This is a genomic window from Lipingzhangella halophila, from assembly GCF_014203805.1.
Taxonomy (GTDB): domain Bacteria; phylum Actinomycetota; class Actinomycetes; order Streptosporangiales; family Streptosporangiaceae; genus Lipingzhangella; species Lipingzhangella halophila.
Genome location: NZ_JACHJT010000001.1, coordinates 378579 through 398667 on the forward strand (window position 1 = coordinate 378579; position 20089 = coordinate 398667).

The 20089-nt window shown below is 71.1% G+C and carries 17 protein-coding genes; 6 read left to right on the top strand and 11 right to left on the bottom strand.

Going from position 1 to position 20089, the window contains the following annotated elements; all coding sequences use genetic code 11:
• Positions 1–85 precede the first annotated feature (85 nt).
• Positions 86–1693, bottom strand: coding sequence for an MFS transporter (locus tag F4561_RS01820; protein ID WP_221445328.1), 1608 nt, complete (start codon positions 1691–1693; stop codon positions 86–88).
• Positions 1694–1759: 66 nt separating this feature from the next.
• Here F4561_RS01820 and F4561_RS01825 point away from each other — a divergent pair, with 66 nt between their 5' ends.
• Entirely contained in the window at positions 1760–2359 is a 600-nt protein-coding gene (locus F4561_RS01825; protein WP_184574137.1) for a TetR/AcrR family transcriptional regulator, read from the top strand.
• Between the two features lie 137 nt (positions 2360–2496).
• Here F4561_RS01825 and F4561_RS01830 read toward each other — a convergent pair whose 3' ends face one another.
• Positions 2497–3069, bottom strand: coding sequence for a peptidoglycan-binding domain-containing protein (locus F4561_RS01830; protein ID WP_184574139.1), 573 nt, complete (start codon positions 3067–3069; stop codon positions 2497–2499).
• Between the two features lie 495 nt (positions 3070–3564).
• Here F4561_RS01830 and F4561_RS01835 point away from each other — a divergent pair, with 495 nt between their 5' ends.
• Positions 3565–3984: a hypothetical protein gene (locus F4561_RS01835; protein ID WP_184574141.1), complete on the top strand. Its 420-nt coding sequence runs from the start codon at positions 3565–3567 to the stop codon at positions 3982–3984.
• Between the two features lie 89 nt (positions 3985–4073).
• Here the strand turns inward: F4561_RS01835 and F4561_RS01840 are convergent, their stop codons facing one another.
• From F4561_RS01840 to F4561_RS01855, 4 genes are all read right to left on the bottom strand, one after another.
• Positions 4074–5639, bottom strand: a complete 1566-nt coding sequence (locus tag F4561_RS01840) for an OFA family MFS transporter (protein ID WP_184574143.1) — start codon at positions 5637–5639, stop codon at positions 4074–4076.
• Positions 5640–6101: 462 nt separating this feature from the next.
• Positions 6102–7607 carry a sodium:solute symporter gene (locus F4561_RS01845; RefSeq protein ID WP_184574145.1) on the bottom strand — a complete coding sequence of 502 codons (1506 nt, stop codon included), beginning with the start codon at positions 7605–7607 and terminating at the stop codon, positions 6102–6104.
• 29 nt (positions 7608–7636) lie between these two features.
• The gene (locus tag F4561_RS01850; protein ID WP_184574147.1) at positions 7637–8812 is read right to left on the bottom strand and encodes an anhydro-N-acetylmuramic acid kinase; all 1176 of its coding nucleotides are present in this window, start codon (positions 8810–8812) and stop codon (positions 7637–7639) included.
• Between the two features lie 79 nt (positions 8813–8891).
• Positions 8892–9635 carry a GntR family transcriptional regulator gene (locus tag F4561_RS01855; protein ID WP_184574149.1) on the bottom strand — a complete coding sequence of 248 codons (744 nt, stop codon included), beginning with the start codon at positions 9633–9635 and terminating at the stop codon, positions 8892–8894.
• Positions 9636–10582: 947 nt separating this feature from the next.
• Here F4561_RS01855 and F4561_RS01860 point away from each other — a divergent pair.
• Positions 10583–12088, top strand: a complete 1506-nt coding sequence (locus F4561_RS01860) for an MFS transporter (protein WP_184574151.1) — start codon at positions 10583–10585, stop codon at positions 12086–12088.
• A gap of 43 nt (positions 12089–12131) precedes the next feature.
• Here F4561_RS01860 and F4561_RS01865 read toward each other — a convergent pair whose 3' ends face one another.
• Complete coding sequence (locus F4561_RS01865) at positions 12132–12587, bottom strand: VOC family protein (RefSeq protein ID WP_184574153.1); 456 nt, start codon at positions 12585–12587, stop codon at positions 12132–12134.
• A gap of 126 nt (positions 12588–12713) precedes the next feature.
• Positions 12714–13172, bottom strand: a complete 459-nt coding sequence (locus F4561_RS01870; protein WP_246437118.1) for an Lrp/AsnC family transcriptional regulator — start codon at positions 13170–13172, stop codon at positions 12714–12716.
• Positions 13173–13283: 111 nt separating this feature from the next.
• On the opposite strand from F4561_RS01870, the gene F4561_RS01875 reads away from it, so the two are divergent.
• Complete coding sequence (locus tag F4561_RS01875; protein WP_184574157.1) at positions 13284–13910, top strand: LysE family translocator; 627 nt, start codon at positions 13284–13286, stop codon at positions 13908–13910.
• A 113-nt stretch (positions 13911–14023) separates the two neighbouring features.
• Entirely contained in the window at positions 14024–14476 is a 453-nt protein-coding gene (locus F4561_RS01880; RefSeq protein ID WP_184574159.1) for a YbhB/YbcL family Raf kinase inhibitor-like protein, read from the top strand.
• 89 nt (positions 14477–14565) lie between these two features.
• Here the strand turns inward: F4561_RS01880 and F4561_RS01885 are convergent, their stop codons facing one another.
• Together F4561_RS01885 and F4561_RS01890 are read right to left on the bottom strand one after the other, a co-directional pair.
• The gene (locus F4561_RS01885; RefSeq protein ID WP_184574161.1) at positions 14566–17178 is read right to left on the bottom strand and encodes a PEP/pyruvate-binding domain-containing protein; all 2613 of its coding nucleotides are present in this window, start codon (positions 17176–17178) and stop codon (positions 14566–14568) included.
• Entirely contained in the window at positions 17175–17945 is a 771-nt protein-coding gene (locus F4561_RS01890) for a TetR/AcrR family transcriptional regulator (RefSeq protein ID WP_184574163.1), read from the bottom strand. The genes F4561_RS01885 and F4561_RS01890 overlap by 4 nt, the downstream gene beginning before the upstream one ends.
• Before the next feature lie 284 nt (positions 17946–18229).
• Between F4561_RS01890 and F4561_RS01895 the strand changes: the two genes are divergently transcribed.
• Complete coding sequence (locus F4561_RS01895) at positions 18230–18919, top strand: GOLPH3/VPS74 family protein (RefSeq protein WP_184574166.1); 690 nt, start codon at positions 18230–18232, stop codon at positions 18917–18919.
• Positions 18920–18938: 19 nt separating this feature from the next.
• Here F4561_RS01895 and F4561_RS01900 read toward each other — a convergent pair whose 3' ends face one another.
• Entirely contained in the window at positions 18939–20069 is a 1131-nt protein-coding gene (locus F4561_RS01900; protein WP_246437119.1) for a hypothetical protein, read from the bottom strand.
• Between the last annotated feature and the right edge of the window lie 20 nt (positions 20070–20089).

Genomic DNA, 20089 nt, shown 5'->3' on the forward strand with positions numbered 1-20089 from the left:
CGCGGGCGCGACGCGCGGACAACACGAGTGGTGACCCGCGAGTCCGGCGCGGGTCACCACTCGTGTGCGGGGCGGATCGCGCCGCTCAGCGCACCCCGACCGGTGCGTCGTCCAGGCCCGGCTCGGGCGGCTCCTCGGGCAGTTCGTGCTCGGAAGCACCGCGGACGTGCCGGAGCAGGACCATCCCGGCCACGCCGAGTACGGCCATGGCGAGCGCGCTGATGCCGCCGGACAGCGCGAACCCGTCCGCGAACGCCGCGCGCGCGGCATCCAGCGTCGCGGGGTCCAGCCTGTCGGCCACCGACATCGCACCGTCGATGCTGTCGCGCACGGGGCCGGCCACCTCCGGGGGCATCCCGGAATCGGTGGCACCGCCCATCCGGGCCCGGTACACGGCGGCGCCGATGCTGCCGAGAATCGCGATGCCCAGCGCGATCCCGAGCTCGGCGGCCGTCTCCTCGGTCGCCGACGCCGACCCCGCCTTCTCCGGTGGAGCGGCGCCCACGACCAGGTCGGCGCCTAGGACACTGGGTGGGCCCAGACCGAAGAACGCGAGGGCGAGCCCGAACTGGGCGAGGAGGAACGGTGCGGACCCGATTCCGGAGGCCGGGCCGGCGACCTGGGTCAACAGCGCGAAGCCGGCGGCGCCGACCAGCAGTCCGACCCCGACCACGAACGCCGGGCGCACCCACCGCACGATCAACGGGGCGAGCATCGACCCGACGAGCAACGCGGTCGCCGAGGGGACCATCCAGACCCCCGCCCACAGCGGCGACAGGCCCACGACGTGCTGCAGGTACAGCGAGAACAGGAACTGGTTCCCCGCGAAGACCACCAGCAGCAGAGTGACCACGACCAGCGCGACGCTGAACGCGCGGTTGCCGAACATCCGCAGGTCGAGCAGTGGCTCGGGCAGCCTGCGCTGGCGGCGCAGGAACACGGCCCCGACCGCCAGGCCGGCCAGCATGACGATGGTGGCGGTCGCGGTGGGACCGTGCTCGGCGGTGTGCTTGAAGCCGTAGATCACCGCGAGCATCGAAACCAGCGACAACGCCACGCTGCGGAGGTCCAGGGGGCCGGCGCGCGGGTCGCGGTACTCGGGCAGCAGGAAGGGCCCCACCAGCAGGAGCAGGGCCAGTACCGGCACGCCCATCAGAAGCGTCGAGCCCCACCAGAAGTACCGCAGCAGCACCCCGCCGAGCAGGGGGCCGAGAGCGGTGCCAGCGGAGATGCTGGTCATCCACACGGCGATGGCCGCGGTGCGTTGGCGCGGGTCGGGGAACATCACGCGCAGCAGCGCGAGAGTCGAGGGCATCAGGGTGGCACCGGCGATGCCCATGAGGGCGCGGGTGGCGATCAGCATCTCGGAGGTGGTGGAGTACGCGGCGAGCACCGAGGCGAGGATGAACGCGGCGGCGCCGAGGAGCAGCAACCTGCGCCGCCCGATCCGGTCGCCCAGCCGCCCCATGGTGATCAGGAAACCGGCGATCAGGAACGCGTAGATGTCGGTGATCCAGAGTTGCTGGGCGGCGCTGGCCCCCAGGTCCGCTGTCACCTTGGGAGCGGCCAGCACGAGCACCGTCGTGTTGATCGCGATGAGCAGGGTGGGCAGGGTGAGGACCGCGAGTCCCAGCCATTCTCGCGTCGTGGCCCGGGGTGGGGTGCGTTCCGTCACGGTGGGTCCGGTCTCCAATACGACTAGAGCGGTCGTTCTAGAGCAGAGACTAGAACGACCGCTCTATCTAGTAAAGTCGGGGGTATGGGCGACAGGACGGAGCGAGCCGGATCCGCGACACGCGGGCGGATCGTGGACGCCACCGCCGCTCTGCTCCGGCGGCGGGGGTACGACGGGACCGGAGTGAAGCAGATCGCCCGCGAGGCCGATGCCACCCTCGGCTCGGTGTACCACTTTTTCCCTGAGGGCAAGGAGCAGTTGGCGGTCGCGGCGCTGCGGCGCGACTCGGAGCACTACACCGAACTGCTGCGGGTCGCTCTGAGTAGCAGCGACGACCCGGCGGAGGCGGTCGCGGCGTGCGCGCTGCTACTCGCCGACCGGCTCCGGGAGTCCGACTGGCGTGACGGCTGCCTGGTCGCCGCCGCCGCGCTGGAGAACGTTGGCCGCTCGCCGACCATCCAGGCGGCCTGGAAAGAGTCGCTGGCCACCTGGCAGGAGCAGATCGCGGCCCGGCTGCGTGCCTGCGACGTGCCGGCGGAGGTCGCCGACGACACCGCGTGCACGGTGCTCAGCACGCTTGAGGGCGCCGAGATCCTGAGCCGGATCACCGCCGACGACAAGCCGTTGCGCACAGCGGCCGGCTATCTCGGCCCTCTCGTGACCACCGTCTGCCCGGCCAGGTGACCGCAGGGGCGTCAAGCGCGCCGATGACGAGCCAGCCCCGGCCCTCATAGGCGTTGCCGTCGGCGTTCCCGCGAATGCGTACCGGATATCCGTTCCGCGGGAACGCCGCGCCGATGATCGGCCGGTGGGGCGCGGCGTTAGCTCTGGGCGCCCTCGCCGTACATGGCTCTGAAGGTCAGCGGGCCGACGATCCCGTCCGCGTCGACCTCCTTTTCCTCCTGGAAGCTGGCGACCGCGTTCTCGGTGGCCGGGCCGAACCGACCGTCGAAGGTGAGGTCGTAGCCGAGGTCGTACAGCGACGACTGCAGGCCTGTGACCAGGTCGGCGCGCGGATCGCCCTGCTGGACGAGCCCGATGTCGTCGGAGAGCTGCTCCCAGGTCGCGGCGTCGACGTTGCCGCTGGCATCGATGCCGCGGTCCTCCTGGTAGCCGGTGACCGCCTCGGTGAGCTCCGGGGTGTAGTCGAGCCCCACCTCACCGCCGAAGTGGCCGCTCTCCTTCAGGAAGTACCCGACCGCGATGACCCGGTAGCCGGAGTCGCCCTCGGTCAGCTCGACCCAGGACTGTTCCTCGATCGCGCTGGCGACGTGTGCGGGGGTCTCCGGCCCGTCGGCGAGAGCGGGCGCGGGGAACGCCGCCCCGCCGATAGCGAACGCCACCGCGGCGGTGGTGGCGGAACCCAGGGCGGCAACCCGGCGCTTGGTAAACAATGAGGAACTCTCTTTTCGTCTTGCAGCTGGTGTCACTAGGTGAGACGCATAGAGAATCCTCCGGGTTCGCGGGGCCCGGCCGTTGGTTTTCTTTTGGTTAAGCGCCCGGTGGCAATTGGAGGGATTGGGGTAAATCCACCATTGGTGGGCTCTTATGTTGTTTTTGAAATTCATGGGGATTTTTGGGGAATGCGCGGAAACCTGTGGAGGTTGCCGTGCGTAGTGTCCTGCTCGCCGCATGGGGTGGTCTGGAGTATGAGTGAGTTGCTGCCGCGTGTGCGCGCGGGGAGGGGTGGGCCCAAGCGGCGGGTTGGGTCCACGGGCCCTCGCCACATGGGGTACTGATCGCCGAAACTGGCGGGTGCGGACCCTGTAAGCCGCGCACGTACTCGCATGTGGGGCTCGCGTGAGACGATGACCGACCGTGCGACCACCGCCCTGGACGAGGATCCGGCCCACCGGGATGCGCGAGAGATCGCAGAAAGGACGCCAGCGATGGTGCGACTCCTGATCGGTGCCCTCAGCAATGGCGTCGTCGTCTTCGGCGGCTACCTTCTGGTCGGGTTCCTGGGAGTGACCTACATCCGGTCCACGACGAACGACGCCACCGGAACCGACGAGTTCACGACCTGGTTCAACACCGTCACCTTCGTCGCTGTGGCGCTCGTGGCGCTCGGCGCCGCGTACCTGAACGTCCGGATCGCGCAGCGGACCGCGTTGCGGCCCATCACCGTGGCGGTGGCCGCCGTCGCCGTCCCCGTGCTCGTGGTCTCGCTGCTCAACATCGGCTACATCCAGGACTACGAGGAACCGCAGTACTCCGCCTACCTCATCTCCGCTGTCGCGGGCGGCGCGGTCATCGGTAGTGCGCTGGCCAGCGGAGTGATCTCCGCCATCAGGAACCGCGGCCAGTAAACGAACGGTGCCCCGCGGGTCTCCCGCGGGGCACCGTTGTCGCTCCGCGCCGCCAAAGTGCGGCACAGCGCGGCCTGGGACGGGCCGCGCTAGCCGGTGAACAGAGGGAGTGCTGCCGAGGTGATGTGCACGACTCCGTAACCGAGCAGCACGGTCACCAGGATCCAGGCGACGGTGAGCCACACCCGGTGCCCGCCGAAGGCGACGTCGTGCGTCTGCTGGGGTGCGTCCGCCCCCGCGGCGCCTTCGGACCGCTCACTGGCTCCGTTCCCGCCGGCCTCGACGGGGCCGGCGGGCTCGTGGAACCGTTCCGCCACCGGGCGCACCAGCATGTTGGCGACGAAACCGACCACGAGCAGCCCGACCATCGTGAACAGGGGAGCCTGGTAGGCATCCTGGGTCAGCGTCCCCGGCTCGCCCTGAGCGTCCAGGAAGCTGTTGATGATCAGCGGGCCGGCGATCCCGGCCGCCGACCACGCGGTGAGCAGCCGACCGTGGATCGCGCCCACCTGGAAGGTACCGAACATGTCGCGCAGGTACGCCGGGACCGTGGCGAACCCGCCGCCGTAGAACGACAGGATGACGCACGCCATCAGGACGAACAGGGCGACACTGGTCCCACCGATCGTCGCGAGCATGATGTAGAGCAGCGCGCCGACGCCGAGGTACATCATGTAGGTCGGCTTGCGGCCGATGACGTCGGACGTCGACGACCAGACAAACCGTCCCGCCATGTTGAACATGGACAGCAGGCCCACGAAGCCGCCGGCGGCAGCAGCGGCGACAGTGCTGGTCCCACCATCGCGGAAGAAGTCCTGGATCATCGGGCTGGCGTGCTCCAGGATGCCGATCCCGGCCGTCACGTTGGTGAAGAGCACGATCCACAGCAGCCAGAACTGCGGGGTCCGGAGCGCGTTGTTCGCCGAGACGTGCCCGGTCGTCACCATCGCGGACTTGCGCTGCTGTTCGGGGTCGAAGCCGGCGGGGCGCCAGCCCTGGGGTGGCACGCGGACCAGCAGCACGCCGAACATCATGACCGCCAGGTATCCGAGACCGAGCGTGACGAACAGCCCGACCAGCGCACCACCGGAGGCGACGGAACCGGCCACGGTCGCGTCGTAGCTCGGGTCGTAGAACGCCATGAGCCCGCCGGAGACCGGTGTGGCGATGAGGGCACCGCCGCCGAATCCCATGATCGCCAGGCCGGTGGCGAGCCCGGGCCGGTCGGGGAACCACTTGATCAGCGTGGACACCGGGGAGATGTAGCCGATACCGAGCCCGATACCGCCGATCACACCGTAACCGAGATAGAGGAGCCACAACTGCTCGGTGGCGATGCCAAGCGCGCCTACGAGGAAGCCGCTGCCCCAGAAGATGGCGGAGGTCAGCATCGCCTTGCGCGGTCCGTTGCGCTCGACCCAGGTGCCGCCGAGCGCGGCGGACAGCCCGAGCATGACGATGGCGATCGAGAAGACCACACCGATTTGCGTCTGGCTGGTGCCGAAATGCTCGACGAGTGAGTTCTTGTAGACGCTGGTTGCGTACACCTGGCCGATGGAGAGGTGCACAGCGAGCGCCGCTGGTGGGATGAGCCACCGGTTGTAGCCCCAGGGTGCTACAGAACGTGCGCGTTCAATTCTGGTCAGCGTGGACACGCGACCCCTTTCTTGGCGCGTTCGCCGCCGGCGCCAGCGGGGTCACCAACGTCTCGGTACCTGGTGGCCTGCCGGCCGTGGCTGCTTCGGCGGACGTGCCTGGCGACTCGGTATCGGGGGGGATGGATGGTGGGGCTGGATCCGTTCTCGGGAATCCGTCGGAGTGGGCTGGTCAGTGGACGGTCAGGAACTCCTTACCACAAGGACAGATTTTTCCGGGATACGGTATCCAGTACTCCGTCCTATGGAACTATCGCATATCTTGCGCCGGTTTCAAGAGGTCAGCTCGCCGCGTGAGTGCGGGTGTCCCGCCTCTGGGACGCGGGAGCGCACCTGGCGCGCGAGCGAGCTGCGGCGCACTGGTTAACTGTTTACCAGCGAGTTAAATGTCTCATACACCAACAACGGCGGCCCGTCCGGCCCCGCTCAGCGGGGCCGGACGGGCCGCCGTAGAGGTCGGCCCTACGTCCGTTCCTCCTCGCCGGCCGGGGCCGGCGCGTTGCTGGCGTCGAAACCGGGAGCGTCGGTGCGGTGCCTGCGCGAGAGCAGGAAGCCCAACCCGACCACGATGGCCAGGCCGATGCCCGTGTACCAGGTGAAACCGACGAGGTCCGGCTGGAACAGGAACAGCCACACCATGGTCAGCACGGCGACGCAGAACGCGATGATGGCGTCGAGCTGGCGCGCCCTGCGGACCCACAGGCCGAGGAAGAACGCGCCGAGCAGGCCGCCGTAGGTCAGGCTGGCGACCGACAGTCCCAGCTCAACAACGGGATCGTCGGTTCCGGTGAACATCGCCGCCGCTCCGATGAACACCAGCCCCCAGCCCAGAGTGAAGAGGCGGCCGATCTTGAGCGCCTGGGCGTCGGGGAGAGTGCGCCGGGTGAACCGCTGGTACAGGTCCGCCATCGTGGAGGAGGACAGCGCCGACAGCGACGACGACAGGGTGCTCATCGCGGAGGCCATGATCCCGGCGAGCAGCAGCCCCGAGATGCCGGCGGGCAGCCCTTCGAGGATGAAGTGCGGGAAGAGCGCGTCACCGTTGGCCAACCCGAGCTGGTCGAGCGAGGCGCCTTCGAAGTACGCGAACAGCGCGAGACCGACGGTGAGGAACATGGCGAACTGGAAGAACACCAGGACGGCGCTGCCGATCACGGCCTTCTGCGCGTCGCGCAGCGTCCGGCAGCCGAGCAGCCGCTGCACGATGATCTGGTCGGCGCCATGCGAGGCGGTGGACAGCAGAGCGCCGCCGACCACCGCGGTGACCGTCGCGTACGGCGCCGAGATCGGGTTGGACGTGAAGTCGAGGAACTGGGTCTTGCCGGCGTCGGCCGCGTACGAGAGGAAGTTGATGTCGAGCTGGTTGATGATCACGCCAAGCGCGATGATCCCGCCGGCGAGGTACAGCCCCATCTGCAGCACGTCGACCCAGACCACCGCCCGGATACCGCCGATGAGCGTGTAGAGGATCGTGACCACCCCGAGCAGCGCGACGATCCAGAAGTAGGACAGCTCCACCCCGTAGGAGTTCAGGATGAGCTTCATGGGGATCGCCGCCGCGAACAGCCGGACGCCGTCGGCGAGCAACCGGGTGAAGAGGAACGTGACCGAGGCGGTGCTCTGCATGCCGCGGCCGAAGCGCTCGCCGAGGTAGGCGTACGCCGTGGTCATTTCGCCCCGGTAGTAGCGCGGGAGCAGCACGAACGCCACGATGACGCGCCCGATCAGGTAGCCGATCGCCACCTGCAGGAACGTGACGTTGTCCAGGTAGGCCACACCGGGGACGCTGATCACGGTCAGGGCGCTGGTCTCGGTGGCCACCACCGACAGGCACACGGCCCACCACGGCATTTGCCGGCTGCCAATGAAGTAGTCCTTGGTGGTGCGCTGCCTGCCCGAGAGTTTCAGGCCGAGCCATGCCGAGCACAGCAGGTACACCGCGATGACGATGAGGTCGAGTGGCTGCACTGCGGTCCTCCGAAGGTGGGGGTACGTGTTCAGCGGACGGGCGCGTCGACGCGCAGTCGGTTGGGGACGGTGGTCGCCGGCTCGGGGAGCCGGAGTGGTGCCGGGCCGGGGGTGATGCGGCCGGCCACCGCCGCCCGGCGGGCGCCGGTGCAGGCGGGCACCGAACCTGCCACGCCGTGCCAGGTGAGGAACCCGAGCAGGGCGAAGAGGTAGGCCTCCTTGGCGTCGCTGTCGAGGCCGAGGTCGTCGGGTGCGCTGATCCGGGCCGGGTGCAACCGGTGGGCGAGCCGGTCCATCAGCGCCGGATTGCGGGTGCCGCCGCCGGAGGCGAGTACCTCGGTGACCTCGTACGGGCGGAGTGCGTCGGCGACCGTGACCGCGGTCAGCTCGACCAGGGTGGCGAGCAGGTCGCCCTCGGGTGGCGCTCCGCGGGCGAGCGCCGCGTCGAGGTAGTCCGCGCCGAACAGTTCCAACCCGGTGGTCTTCGGCGGCGGGAGCCGGTAGTAGGGCTCGGCGAGAAGCTGGTCCAGCAGCGTGGGGTCGACCCGGCCGGAGCGTGCGATCGCGCCATCGTCGTCCCGCTGCGCGCGCCCGCCGCTCACCCGGCGCGCCGCGGCGTCGAGCAGGGCGTTGGCCGGGCCGGTGTCGAACGCGACCGGCGGGGCGTCGTCGCGCACGACCGTGACGTTGGCGATCCCGCCGAGGTTCAGCGCGGCCGCCCGCTCGGCGCGCCCGCTGAGGAGCAGCACGTCCAGCAGGCTGGCCAGCGGAGCGCCCTGTCCGCCGGCGGCCACGTCGGAGGCCCGGAGGTCGGACACCACCGGCAGGCCCGTGGCCTCGGCAATCCACGCGGGTTGGCCGAGCTGCAGGGTGCCGTGCACCGTTGCGTCGCTGACCCAGTGGTACACGGTCTGGCCGTGCGAGGAGATCAGATCGGCCCGCTCGCCCGCGAGCTCGCGGACTCCGCGTTGTGCCGCGGCGGCGAACTCCTGGCCGATGCGGGTGTCGATCTCGCACACCTCGTGCATCGTCGTCGCGGCCGGCGGCAGGGCGGCGCGGATGGCGCGCCGCAGCTCCGCGGAGTAGGCGACCGAGAGGTGGCCCAACGGGGCCAGACGCACCAGGTCCCCGTCGAGGGCGAACCGCGCCGCCGCGACGTCGATCCCGTCGGTGGAGGTGCCGGAGGACAGCCCGAGGACGATCATGAGGCGCCTTTCCTGGTTCTCAGCGGCGCGGGAGCGTACAGTCGCGTGGCGCGGGCGGATGGTGCGGCGGGCCCGGCGGTCACGGTGCCCGCCCTGACTCCGCGGTGTCGCTTGGCGGGGCGGACGTGCCCCGCGGCGCGATCTCGGCCACGATCCGGTAGCGGTCCCCCCGGTAGACCGACCGTACGAACTCCACGACCTGGCCGTCCTCGGTGCGTGAGGTGCGCTCGAACAGGAACGCGGGCGAGTGCACCGGCACACGGAGCAGCTCCGACTCCTCGGGCGTGGTGACAGTGGGCTCCAGCGCCTGGACCCCCGTGGCGATCCGCACCCCGTAGCACTGCTCCAGCAGCGCGTAGAAGGAATGGCTGGCGAGGTCGTCCCCGGAGAGCCCGGGGACCAGGGCGGACGGGACGTGCAGCTCCTCGATCGCCATGGGGTCGCGGTCGGCCAGCCGCAACCGGTACACCCGCAGCACCTCCGATTCGGGCGAGACCTCGAGGCGTCTCCCCAGGACGGCACCGGCCGACCGGGTACGCGCCGACAGCGTGCGCGCGCCCGGCTCGAACCCGCGGGCCAGCATGTCCTCGGTGAAGGAGGTGGCGGAGAGCGCCTGGGCCAGCTTCGGGCCGGCGATGAACGTGCCCACCCCGTGCCGGCGTACCAGCCGGCCGATACTGACCAGCTCCGCGATCGCCTTGCGCAGCGTGGTGCGCGAAACCGAAAGACGGGCCGCGAGGTCGCGCTCCGGGGGGAGCGGATCGCCCGGCTGGATGCCGCCGACGAGTTCCGAGAGCGCCTCGCGCGTCTCCGCCACGTTCATCCATACCTCCGGTTCACGAACGTGTACCAGTGGTATACCTGGCGGATCGGTCGCGTCAACCCGGGGTTCATCCTGGAGTTTCGGTGTGTGGGGTGGTGGGGGTGAGAGGGCGGCCGGGCACCCGGGTTCGTGCCCATCGGTGCGGGTGCCCGATGGTGGCGCGTGCGACGAGGGCGGCGAAGGCGCGGTACATGGCCTGGGGTGGGGTGGGCGGTGCTCCTCGCCGCTCGTGCGGTTTTGGCTAATTTAAGCCCGGAAAGTCGTTAAAACTGCACGGTCGTCGCCCAGAGAGCCGACAATCCGGATATAGCGGGCGTGCGCGGGGCCGCCACCGTACCGAAACTGACCGTGCGGACATATTCAGCGCCGAGAATGTCCTCACAGTCACCCTCGATACGGTCCAGCACCGAGAACGACACCACAGACACCCCCGCTGAGCTCCACCCACCGCCGTCGCTGCCTTCGTCGTCTGGGCCACCCACCGCCGTCGCTGCCCTCGTCGTCTGCGTCACCATCGGGCACCAGAAACGACCACCGCGGGCGGCCCCCCCGCTGTTGTCGCCGCCCCGTCGCACGCCCCGTCGCACGCACCACCGCACACTCACCGCGTCGATGGGCACTGTCCCGGTCCATCCGCAGTCTTCGCCGCGTTCGTCGCGCATCCCACCACCGGCCGCCAGTACCGGGTGATCGCGACCCCTCCGGGGCATTCGGCCCGGGACACCGCGAACTCCAGGACGATGGATACGCCCCCACGGCCGGATCCGATGCGGGACCCGTGTCCGGCCCGCCGTGTCGATCGGCACGACGGGTGGACACGCACGGTAGGACTGGACGGGTCGAGATCGTTCGCGTCCTGAACGGGTGGGGGCGATACACGGGTGGGTCGCCGACCGTTCCGGCAGCCCGGCCGAGGGTGAGCGCCCCCTGGGTGAGAGGTCGTCGCGATGAGCACCGAACCGGCAGGCGAAGGCATCGTGTGGGGCACGGCCCGAGCGCGCTGGGTGCTGCTGGCCACCGTGGTCGGTTCGGGGCTGGCGTTTCTCGACGCGTCCACGGTCAACGTTGCGCTCCCGGCCATCGGGAGTGACCTGGACACCGGTGTCGCGGGGCTGCAATGGGTGCTGAACGCCTACACCCTGGCGCTGGCCGCGCTCATCCCGATGGGCGGCTCCCTTGCCGACAGGTTCGGCCGGCGGCGCCTCTTCCAGGTCGGGGTGACCTGGTTCGGTCTGGCCTCCCTGCTCTGCGGGCTGGCACCCACCGCGGACTTCCTCGCCCTGGCCCGCGGCCTGCAGGGGGTGGGCGGCGCCCTGCTCACCCCGGGAAGCCTGGCGATCCTGCAGGCCACGTTCGTCCGGTCGGACCGGGCGCGGGCGATCGGCGCGTGGTCCGGGCTGTCGGGGATCGCGGCCGCGCTCGGTCCCGTCGTCGGAGGTTGGCTGATCGACGCGCTCTCCTGGCGCTGGATCTTCTTCACCAACCTGCCGCTCGTCGTCGTGGTGCTGCTGGTCACCGCCTGGCACGTGCCGGAGAGCCGGGACACGGAGGCACCGCGCCACTTCGACGTGCCGGGCGCCGTACTGGTGGCCGCCGGGCTCGGCAGCCTTTCGTGGTCGCTGATCAGCGCGGGGGAGGCGGGCTTCGGTGCCCCGCAGCTCAGCCTCGCGGGCGCGGGGCTGCTCGCGCTCGCGGCGTTCGTGGTCGTGCAGGCGCGCGGCCGGTACCCGATGATGCCGCTCTCGTTGTTCCGCAACCGCCAGTTCACCGCTGCGAACGTGGTCACGCTCGCGGTCTACGCGGCCCTGTCCGGGATGATGTTCTTGCTGGTCATCTACTTGCAGCAGGTCGGTGGGTACTCGGCGCTGCAGGCCGGCGCCGCCCTGCTCCCGGTGACCGCGCTCATGCTGCTGTTCTCCGCTCGTGCCGGGCAGCTCGCGGAGCGCATCGGGCCGCGCTGGCCGATGACCGCCGGGCCGCTGGTGATGGCGGCCGGGATGCTGCTGCTGCTCCGCACCGGCGTCGCGGCCAGCTACTGGGCGACGGTGCTGCCCGCGGTGGTCATCTTCGGCGCCGGACTCTCGCTCACTGTCGCACCCCTGACAGCGACCGCACTCGCCGGCGTGCCGCAACGGCACAGCGGCCTCGCCTCGGCGATCAACAACGCGCTGTCGCGCGGAGCGGGCCTGCTGGCCGTGGCGGTGCTACCGGTGGCCGCGGGACTGTCCGGCGCGAGTTACCGCGACCCCGAGCTGTTCGCCGACGGGTTCCGCGTCGCGATGCTGATCTGCGCCGGAATCACGGCCGCCGGCGGCCTGCTCGCCGCGGTTCTGGTCACCAACCGGATGGACGAGGCCGCCCCGGCCTGCCCGGCGCGAGAGATGCCGCGCAAGCACCACTGCGCCGTCGACGGCCCTCCGATCGAGGAGGCCGCGCCGGAGCGGCGCGCCTGACGGTCTGCGCGCGTGGCACCCCGGCGGTTCGCGGCGGACCGCCTCACTCCTCGTGCGGCTCCTCGATGGCGGGCATGGGCGCCCCGCCGGGGTGCCACGTACTCAGGAACGCCGGCTGCCGGTCGGTGTCCACGAGCTCGACCCGGGCGCCGATGCTGTCCACCTGGTGGTAAACGAAGGGGCGCCCGTAGGGGCAGCCGGAGAAGTCCTCGGGCAGGCCCGCGGCGTCGAGCCGCCGGGAGCCAGCCAGAACGGAGGTGGACCAGAAGCCGAGGTGGTCGAACCGCGCGCCCGCTGCGGAGTCCCACGGGCTGCCAGCGGGCGCTTCGATGAGTTCGATGAACGGCGGGCCGCCCGTGGTGAAGGCGATCTGGAAGTCCCAGCCGGCGATCCGGTCGCTCTTGGGCGGCGACCACTCGACTCCCGAGGCCAGCCGCAGGTCGCGCATGGCGGCCTGGATGTCGGGCACCGCGAAGCACACGTGGTAGAAGCCGGTCAATCTGCCTCCGTCTCTCGGGCCCCCAGGGCGCGTTGCGGCCCGCCCCAGCGGGGCGGTGGAGTCGCGGTCCGTGTCCACGAAAGCTCCGCTGTTCCGAGGATGAGAGTACCGAAGGGCCCGTGGCGGTCAGGCTCCCGGTGGGAGAAGGGGGCCGGCGTCCCATTCCTCGAAGATCAGCATGGTCTGCACCCGGGTGACCTCGGGGCGGGCGGTGAACTCGTCGAGGACGAGGCGCTGCAGGTCGGCGACGCTGGCGGCCGCGACCAGGATGAGAAAGTCGTCCGGTCCGGTGAGGTGGTAGAGGGCGCGGCTCTCCGGTTGCGAGCGGATGTGCTCGACCAGGGGCTCGACCAGTGGGCGGCGGTGCGGCTGTACCCGTATGGCCAGGAACGCCTGCACGGGCCGCCCCATCGCCTCCGGTGAGACCCGTAGGACCTGGCCCTGGATGACGCCGGCCGACCGCAACCGCGCCACGCGGTCCAGGCAGGTCGAGGGGGCGATGCCCACTGCCGCGGCGAGGTCCCGGTTGGTGATCCGTGCGTCGTTCTGCAACACCCGCAGAATTTCGAGATCAACCGGATCCATGCGGAGATTTTCCATCATCTTCCGAATAGTACCCGGAATCGGTTGAAAATCGCCGTTCAACGTTCAGGATGGGGGCTGGCATCCCGGTTACGGGGTTCGCGAGGGGGAACCATGCCGCACCACCTGGCGCTGTTCGTGCTGACCACCGCGCTCGTGCTGGTCGTCCCGGGGCCGGACTTCGTTCTGGTGACCCGGGTGGCCATGTTGCGCGGGAGACGCGCCGGCTTTGCGGCGGCCGCGGGCATCGTGGCCGGCCTGGCGGGCTACACCGCCCTGGCGGCGCTCGGGGTGACCGTCGTCATCGCCGCCAGTGACACCGCGCTGACCATACTGCGCGGCGCGGGTGCGGCCTACCTCGTGTGGCTCGGGGCCAGCGCGCTCGTCGCGCTGTGGCGCGCTCGGGACGAACCGGGCCCGCACGACCACGGCGGGGGGAGCGTGCCCAGTGGCACCCCATTCCTCCAGGGGGTGCTGACCAACGGCCTCAACCCCAAGGCCCTGGTCTTCTTCCTGACCTTCCTCCCGCAGTTCGTCACGCCCGGTGTGCCGGCCGGGCCGCAGACCCTGCTGCTCGGCGGGATCGTCGTCGCCCTCGCCGTGACCTGGTGGTTGGGCTACGTGCTGGCGATAGAGCGGGTTTCCCGGGTCCTGCGGCGGCGCCGGGTGCGCCGGGGCGTTGACGCGGCCACCGGCACCACCCTCACCGCTTTCGGGGTGGTGCTGCTGCTGAGCAACTGAGGTCGCACAGCCGGGCGCACCCCGGCCGGCGACGTGGCGGACGCGCCTCTCGGTCCGCGCCGGGGGGTCTGCACTACGTTGGGTGGGCGAGGAAGAAGGGAGGAAACGCGGCGATGAACATCAAGGACCTGCGGATCACCAGCCCCGACATCGGAGCGGACGGCCGGCTGGGGGACCGCCACGCTCTGGAGCAGGACAACCAGCCACCGACCCTGCGCATCAGCGGTGTGCCCGAGGGGACGGCCGAGCTGGCGATCGTCTGCCACGACCCGGACGCCCCGGTTCCGTGGGGATTCACGCACTGGACGCTCTACGGGGTCCCGGCGGACGTCACGGAGATCGGCCCGGATGCCGACAGCCGCTACCGCGCTGGCAGCAACGGCTTCGGCAAGGAGGGCTACGGAGGGCCGCGGCCACCGGAAGGGCACGGGCCGCACCGCTACTACTTCTGGGTCTACGCGCTCAGCCGTGCCGTCGACGGCACGCCGTCGCTGCGGCAGTTCCTGGACAGCTACGGCGACGCGATCATCGAGCAGAACCGTGTCGTCGGGATCTACGAGCGTTGACCTGATCCGCGCCGCCGCTCAAGGCCGAGGCCCGGAAGCTCAAGGGCGGCGGCGCGGATGTGGCCGATCCCGTGTGGCGGCGACCGGAGTCAGCGCGCGCTGGGCTCCCGGGCCGCAGCGCCGGCGTCGGTGGCCGTGACGGTCTCAACGGTGCCCTTTCCGCCGTCGACGCGAACGCGGTCGCCGGTCGCCAGCCGGGTGGTCGCGTTGCCGCACCCGACCACGGCCGGAATGCCCAGTTCGCGGGCGACGATCGCCGCGTGGGACAACGGGGCTCCGATGTCGGTGACCACCGCGGCGGCCCGCGGGAACAGGGGAGTCCAACCGACGTTGGTCACCGTGGTCACCAGGATCTCGCCGGGGCGCAGCGTCTCCTCGCCCTCGGCCGCGGTGGTCACCACCCGCGCGGTGCCCTCGACGGTTCCGGCCGCTCCGGGCGTGCCGGTCACCGACTCGGACATCGGGGTGTGCTCCCGGTGCTCGTCGTAGAGGTCGGAGCGCCGGTTGGGGTCGGCCGCCCAACGCTCCGGATCGAACCGGCCGCGGATCAGCGCGGGGGGAGGCGGCAGCGAGCGGTAGTGCTCGTAGGCCGCGCGGCGGGCCGGCACCCGGGCGAGCGGCGCCTCGTCGCCGCGCAGCACGGCCAGGATCTCGTTGGTCTCCAGGTGGAACAGGTCGTCGCCGTGTCCGGTGAGCGCGCCGGCACGCAGGACGAACTCGCGCGTCACCCAGATCCCGCGGGCCCACTCCGACCGGCCGGCCTCGCGGCCGCGGAAGCCGGCCGCCGCCCCGCGCATCCTGCGCCGCAGCGTGTCGACCTTGTCCGGGTGGCGCTCGGCGAACCGGGCGAGCGCGGCGTCGCGTTCCTTCTTCCTGCGTTCGAGCAGCGTGCCGACCTCGGTGAGCGCCTCGTGCATACCGCGTGCCTGGCGGTCGATCCAGTCGGGGTCCTCAGCAGGGCGCGGCGCGGAGACCTCGAACTCGTCGGGAGCACGGTGGCCCCACTGCCGCGCGAACGTCTCGCGGTCGATCTCGCCCTTGGCGAGCTGGGAAAGACCGATGATGGGACCGAGGCTGGCCATTGGGCCGGCTGTCTCGGTGTCCTCCGCCCCGGTGACCAGCGTGTTGATGTCGGATTCGGGGACACCGAGCTTGGCCAGCCAGGGGCGCAGCGTCACGATGCCCAGCCCGCCGCGGCGGCCGGCGGCCCAGAACACGCCGCCGATGAAGTCGATCAGCGGGGCGATGTCGGAGTCCCACAGGGCCGCCAGTTCCTCCGGGGTCTCGGTGGCCCGGATCCGTGCGCGTGTGCGCTCGCACAGGTCGGGGCAGGCAGCCAGTTTCTCGTCGGTCCGCCTGAGGTGGGGCAGGAGCCGGGGAAGCGCCCGCCCGGCGATGGGCAGGAAGCGGGCTATCGTGCGTTTCCGGGACGGCACCGGTGGGATCTGGACGTCGTCGGGGAGGGTGCCGTACGTCTGCGCGGAGGCGCTCCCGACGGTCCCGTTGCCGCCGCCGAATGCGGTCATGGTGCTGATGTTGATGTACCAGCGCCCGCAGATGTTGCCGACCAGCTTGGGTTCCGGGAGCGCCGCGGGCGGCCAGGTGTTGCGCAGCCACAGTTGGGCCAGTGACCACGTGATCGGGGTCATCACGTCGGGCATCGCCTCGCCGACGTTGGTGCGGGTCCAGAGGTAGTCGCCGGTGAGGCTGTCGTTCCACACCTCGCGTTCCGGCGGCTCCTCCGGCGGGGCGGTGGTGATCGGACGGGCCTGCAGGATGTGGAATTCTGCCTGGTCACGGGCCCATTCGAGGTCCACGGGGTGGCCGTAGAGCTCCTCGATCCGGCTTCCGGCACGGGCGAGCCGCTCGGCCTCACCGGGGCCGAGGACCGCCCGGCCGCGCAGCTCGGCCGGCACGGGCTCCTCGTGCGTGCCGTTGGCGTCGCGCGTGGTCAGCACGGTCTTCTCGGCGATCTGTTCCTCGACGACCGTGCCGCTGCCGCGGTCCACGACGACCGTGTCCGGGCTGACCTGGCCGCCGACCACGGCCTCGCCCAGCCCCCAGCCGGCGTTGATGACGATGCGGTCGCGCGCCCCGGTGACGGGGTCCGCGGTGAAGAGGACGCCCGCGGCGTCGGCCGGGACCAGCCGCTGCACCACCACCGCCAGGCGCACGTCGCCGTGCCCGATGCCGTTGCGGGCGCGGTAGCCGATCGCGCGCGCCGTCCACAGCGACGCCCAGCAGTTCCGCACCGCCTCCAGCAGGTTGTGCTCGCCGCGGACGTTCAGGAAGGTGTCCTGCTGGCCGGCGAAGGAGAACTCGGGCAGGTCCTCGGCGGTGGCCGAGGAACGCACCGCGACCGGCTCCGGCTCGGGGCCGAGCCCGGAGTAGGCCTCGCGGATCTCGCCGCCGATCTTCTCGGGGATCCCGGTGCCGTCGAACAGCTCGCGGATCCGTTCCTCGGCCCGGCGCAACGTCTCGGGCCGGTCGGGGACGGCGTCGTTGACGGCGGCCCGGATCGCCGCGTCCAGGCCCGCGTGCTCGACGAAGCGCGCATACGCCTCCGTTGTCACGTGGAAGCCGTCGGGGACGGTGACGCCGGCCGCCGCCAGCCGCGCGAGGGAGGCCCCCTTGCCGCCCACCAGCGCGAGTTCGGCGGCCGGGTCGTGCAGAGCGAGCACCAGGGGCGGGGTGGGTGTCATGCGGTGGGCTCCTCGTCATCCGGGGTGCCGGGGGTCTCAGTGCCCAGCGAGAGGTCGAACTTGTGCCGCGCGGCGTGCTGCATGCGCTCCAGGTACTGGTGGGTGAGCCGGGACCGTTCCGCGACCTCCCCGTCGGACAGCTCCCGCCCGGGGTCCAGGACACGGTCGATGGTGTCGGCCAGCAGGTCGGCGCGGTGCTCGTCGGGCAGCGTCAGCGGCTCGGGGACGTGCGGGCGCAGGCTCAGGAACCCCGCGACGACGGAGTACACCGTGTTGCCGAGTTCCCGGACCGAGTGGTCGGTGCGTACCAGGCCCCGGTCGCGCATGTCCGCCAGGTAGCGCACGGCCTCGGCCTGCAGGGTGTCGTCAGCGGGGGGACGGTTGCGCTTGTGGCTGACCAGCCCGCGCACGACCTCCGACGACGGGTTCAGGGCATCGGGGTACAGCAGAGGGCGGTCGACCACCGCCAGCATGAAGTTCCGGTACAGCGAGGCCGGTGAAGCGGCCCCGGCGCCCTCGGCGGCCACACGGTCGCGAATGTCGGAGACCAGCGTGACGCGCTCGCGCCGCAACAGCGCCGTCATCAGCCCTTCGCGCGTGTTCCAGTGCAGGTAGAGCGTGCTCTTCGAGATGCCCGCTGTCCGCGCGACGTCCTCCAGGGTGGTCTTGTCGATCCCCACCTTCGCGACCCATTCGGCGGTGGCGTCCAGAACGGAGTGTGCCCGCCGCACCTGCCGCGAGCGCCCGGTCTCCTCACGCGCCATCATGCCTCTCCTGTCCGGCGGTTTTGATTTTTTGACCAAATGAACTCATTTGGTCAAAAGACTAAGTCATCGGTGGTGCCGAAGCAAGAAGGCCCGGTGGGACCGCCGGTGGGCCGGCCTGCCGCCGAGGCGGCTCTGCGGGACCCGCTCCGGGCGCCGCGCGTGACCGGATGAGGTCACGCGCCGTACTGTTGGCGCCCGGTGTGCCGGGCATCTCGTTGGCAGCCCGCGGTCCCCCCGCCGGCGCCCTACCGAACCGGCCGCGACACAGCACGGAAAGAATCCCCATGCACCAGCCGACCATCACCCAGGAGTTGCTTCTGCTCTGCCACGGGCCCCTCGCCGGCCGGCCACTTGTCGACGGCACCCGCATGGCCTGCGGCGTGGCGGGAGCGATGGTCACCGAGCTCGCGTTGGGCGGGCGTATCTCGATCGAGGACGACCGCATCACCGCTCCCCAGGGTGCGGCGGCCACGGGCGACCCCTCCCTCGACGCGCTCCTCGGCCGTATCGCCACCGAGAAACGCCCCCGCCCGGTGAAGTGGTGGGTGCAGAAGACCCAGTCCGGCGGGCTGCGCAACGAGGCGCTGCGTTCGGCGGTCGGCGCGGGCCTGCTGCGCCACGAGCAGTGGCGCCTCCTGGGGATCTTTCCCGCGAACGACTACTACCCGACCGACCCCCAGCAACGTGAGGACCTGCGGCAGCGGATGGCCGCCGCCCTGGGGTGGCAGGGTGGCCACGGCGACCACCGCGCGGTCGCGCTGCTGGCACTCTGCGACGCGGTGGGGGCCGGCTCCAAGCTGTTCCCCGATCTCACCGGTAGAGAGCGCCGGAAACTGGTGAAACAGGCGGCCCAGAACGACCAGATCGGCCGCGCGGTCGCCTCGGTCATACGGTCCATCCAGGCGGGCACCTCGGGAGCGGCGGCCGCGGCCGCAGGGGGAGGAGGCGACGGCGGCGGGGGTGGGGGCTGCTGACCGCCGCCGTCCCGTCCCGTCAGCGCGGCAGGGTCTCGGGCAGGCCCTGAGCGCAGATTCCGCAGGCGGCGCGGCGGCGGACAGCGTAGGCCGCCGCCGCGACCAGCAACGCGATGCCGTAGGGCAGCATCAGCACGAACGCGGCCACGTGCTCCCACGCGGTCCCGATGGGCGTGTTGAGCTGGTCGGTCACGATGGCGACAACGAACCCCCGGCCGATCGCGAGGAACGTGAGCGCCACGATCGAGGCCGGTACCACGGCCAGCGCCACGGGGACCCGGCGTCCGGAGAGCCCCACCATCCACCGCGGGAACCGCACTCCCCAGTTGCGGACCAGACCCAGCACGAGGACGGCCCCCACCAGGCCGGCGGACCCCAGCCCGATACCGGTCGCGAGCGTGTCCGGCGATGCCTGGATCTCTGCCCAGGCCGCGTCGTCCATCCCCACGGGGATTCCGAACAGCCAGGGCAGGCGCATCGCCGGGTACACCAGGGCGCAGGACACCGCGATCGCCACGGCCACCCGGCCGGTGCGCAGCGCCCGAAAGCGCGTCCGCTCCTCCCCTTCGGGTGACCAGCCCTCGTGGCGGCCGCAGCCGGCGCACGCGCCGCGCACCGACCGGCCGTAGTTGAGCAGGGTCACCCCCCAGATCAGCGCGCCGGCCAGGGTAAGCACCTGGAAGAGGGTGTCCGGGGTCGCCAGCGCGGCCAGGTAGCCCGGCCACATCTCGGGGACGAACCAGCCCAGCACGAGTGTCACCGGTGTGTATCCGAGCATGGCGAGCAGGTGCCCACTGAGCATCCCGAGCCCGGTGACCGCCGCCAGCAGCCAGCCGACCACCAGCGCGGCCTGCCGGGCGGGCACTCCGCGCAGGCGCGGCGCCACGACCGCCCAACCGGCCCCGAGCATCCCGAGCACCAGGGTGAACGCGGTGCCGACCATCGGGTCGAAGGCGCTCAGCAGGTCCCCGATCACCACAAGGCCGGGATTCGTGAACGGGGTGGGCAGCAGACCGCCCGCCCATCCCAGCGCGACCGCGACAGCGAGGGCGGACCAGGTGAGCGCCATAGGGACGCTCCACCGGGCCCACCAGGGCCCGGCCTGACCCGGAGCGTGCGCCGCCCGTTCGGCGTGGCCGGTGTGTGTCATGGTGCTCTCCTTCGCGAGGG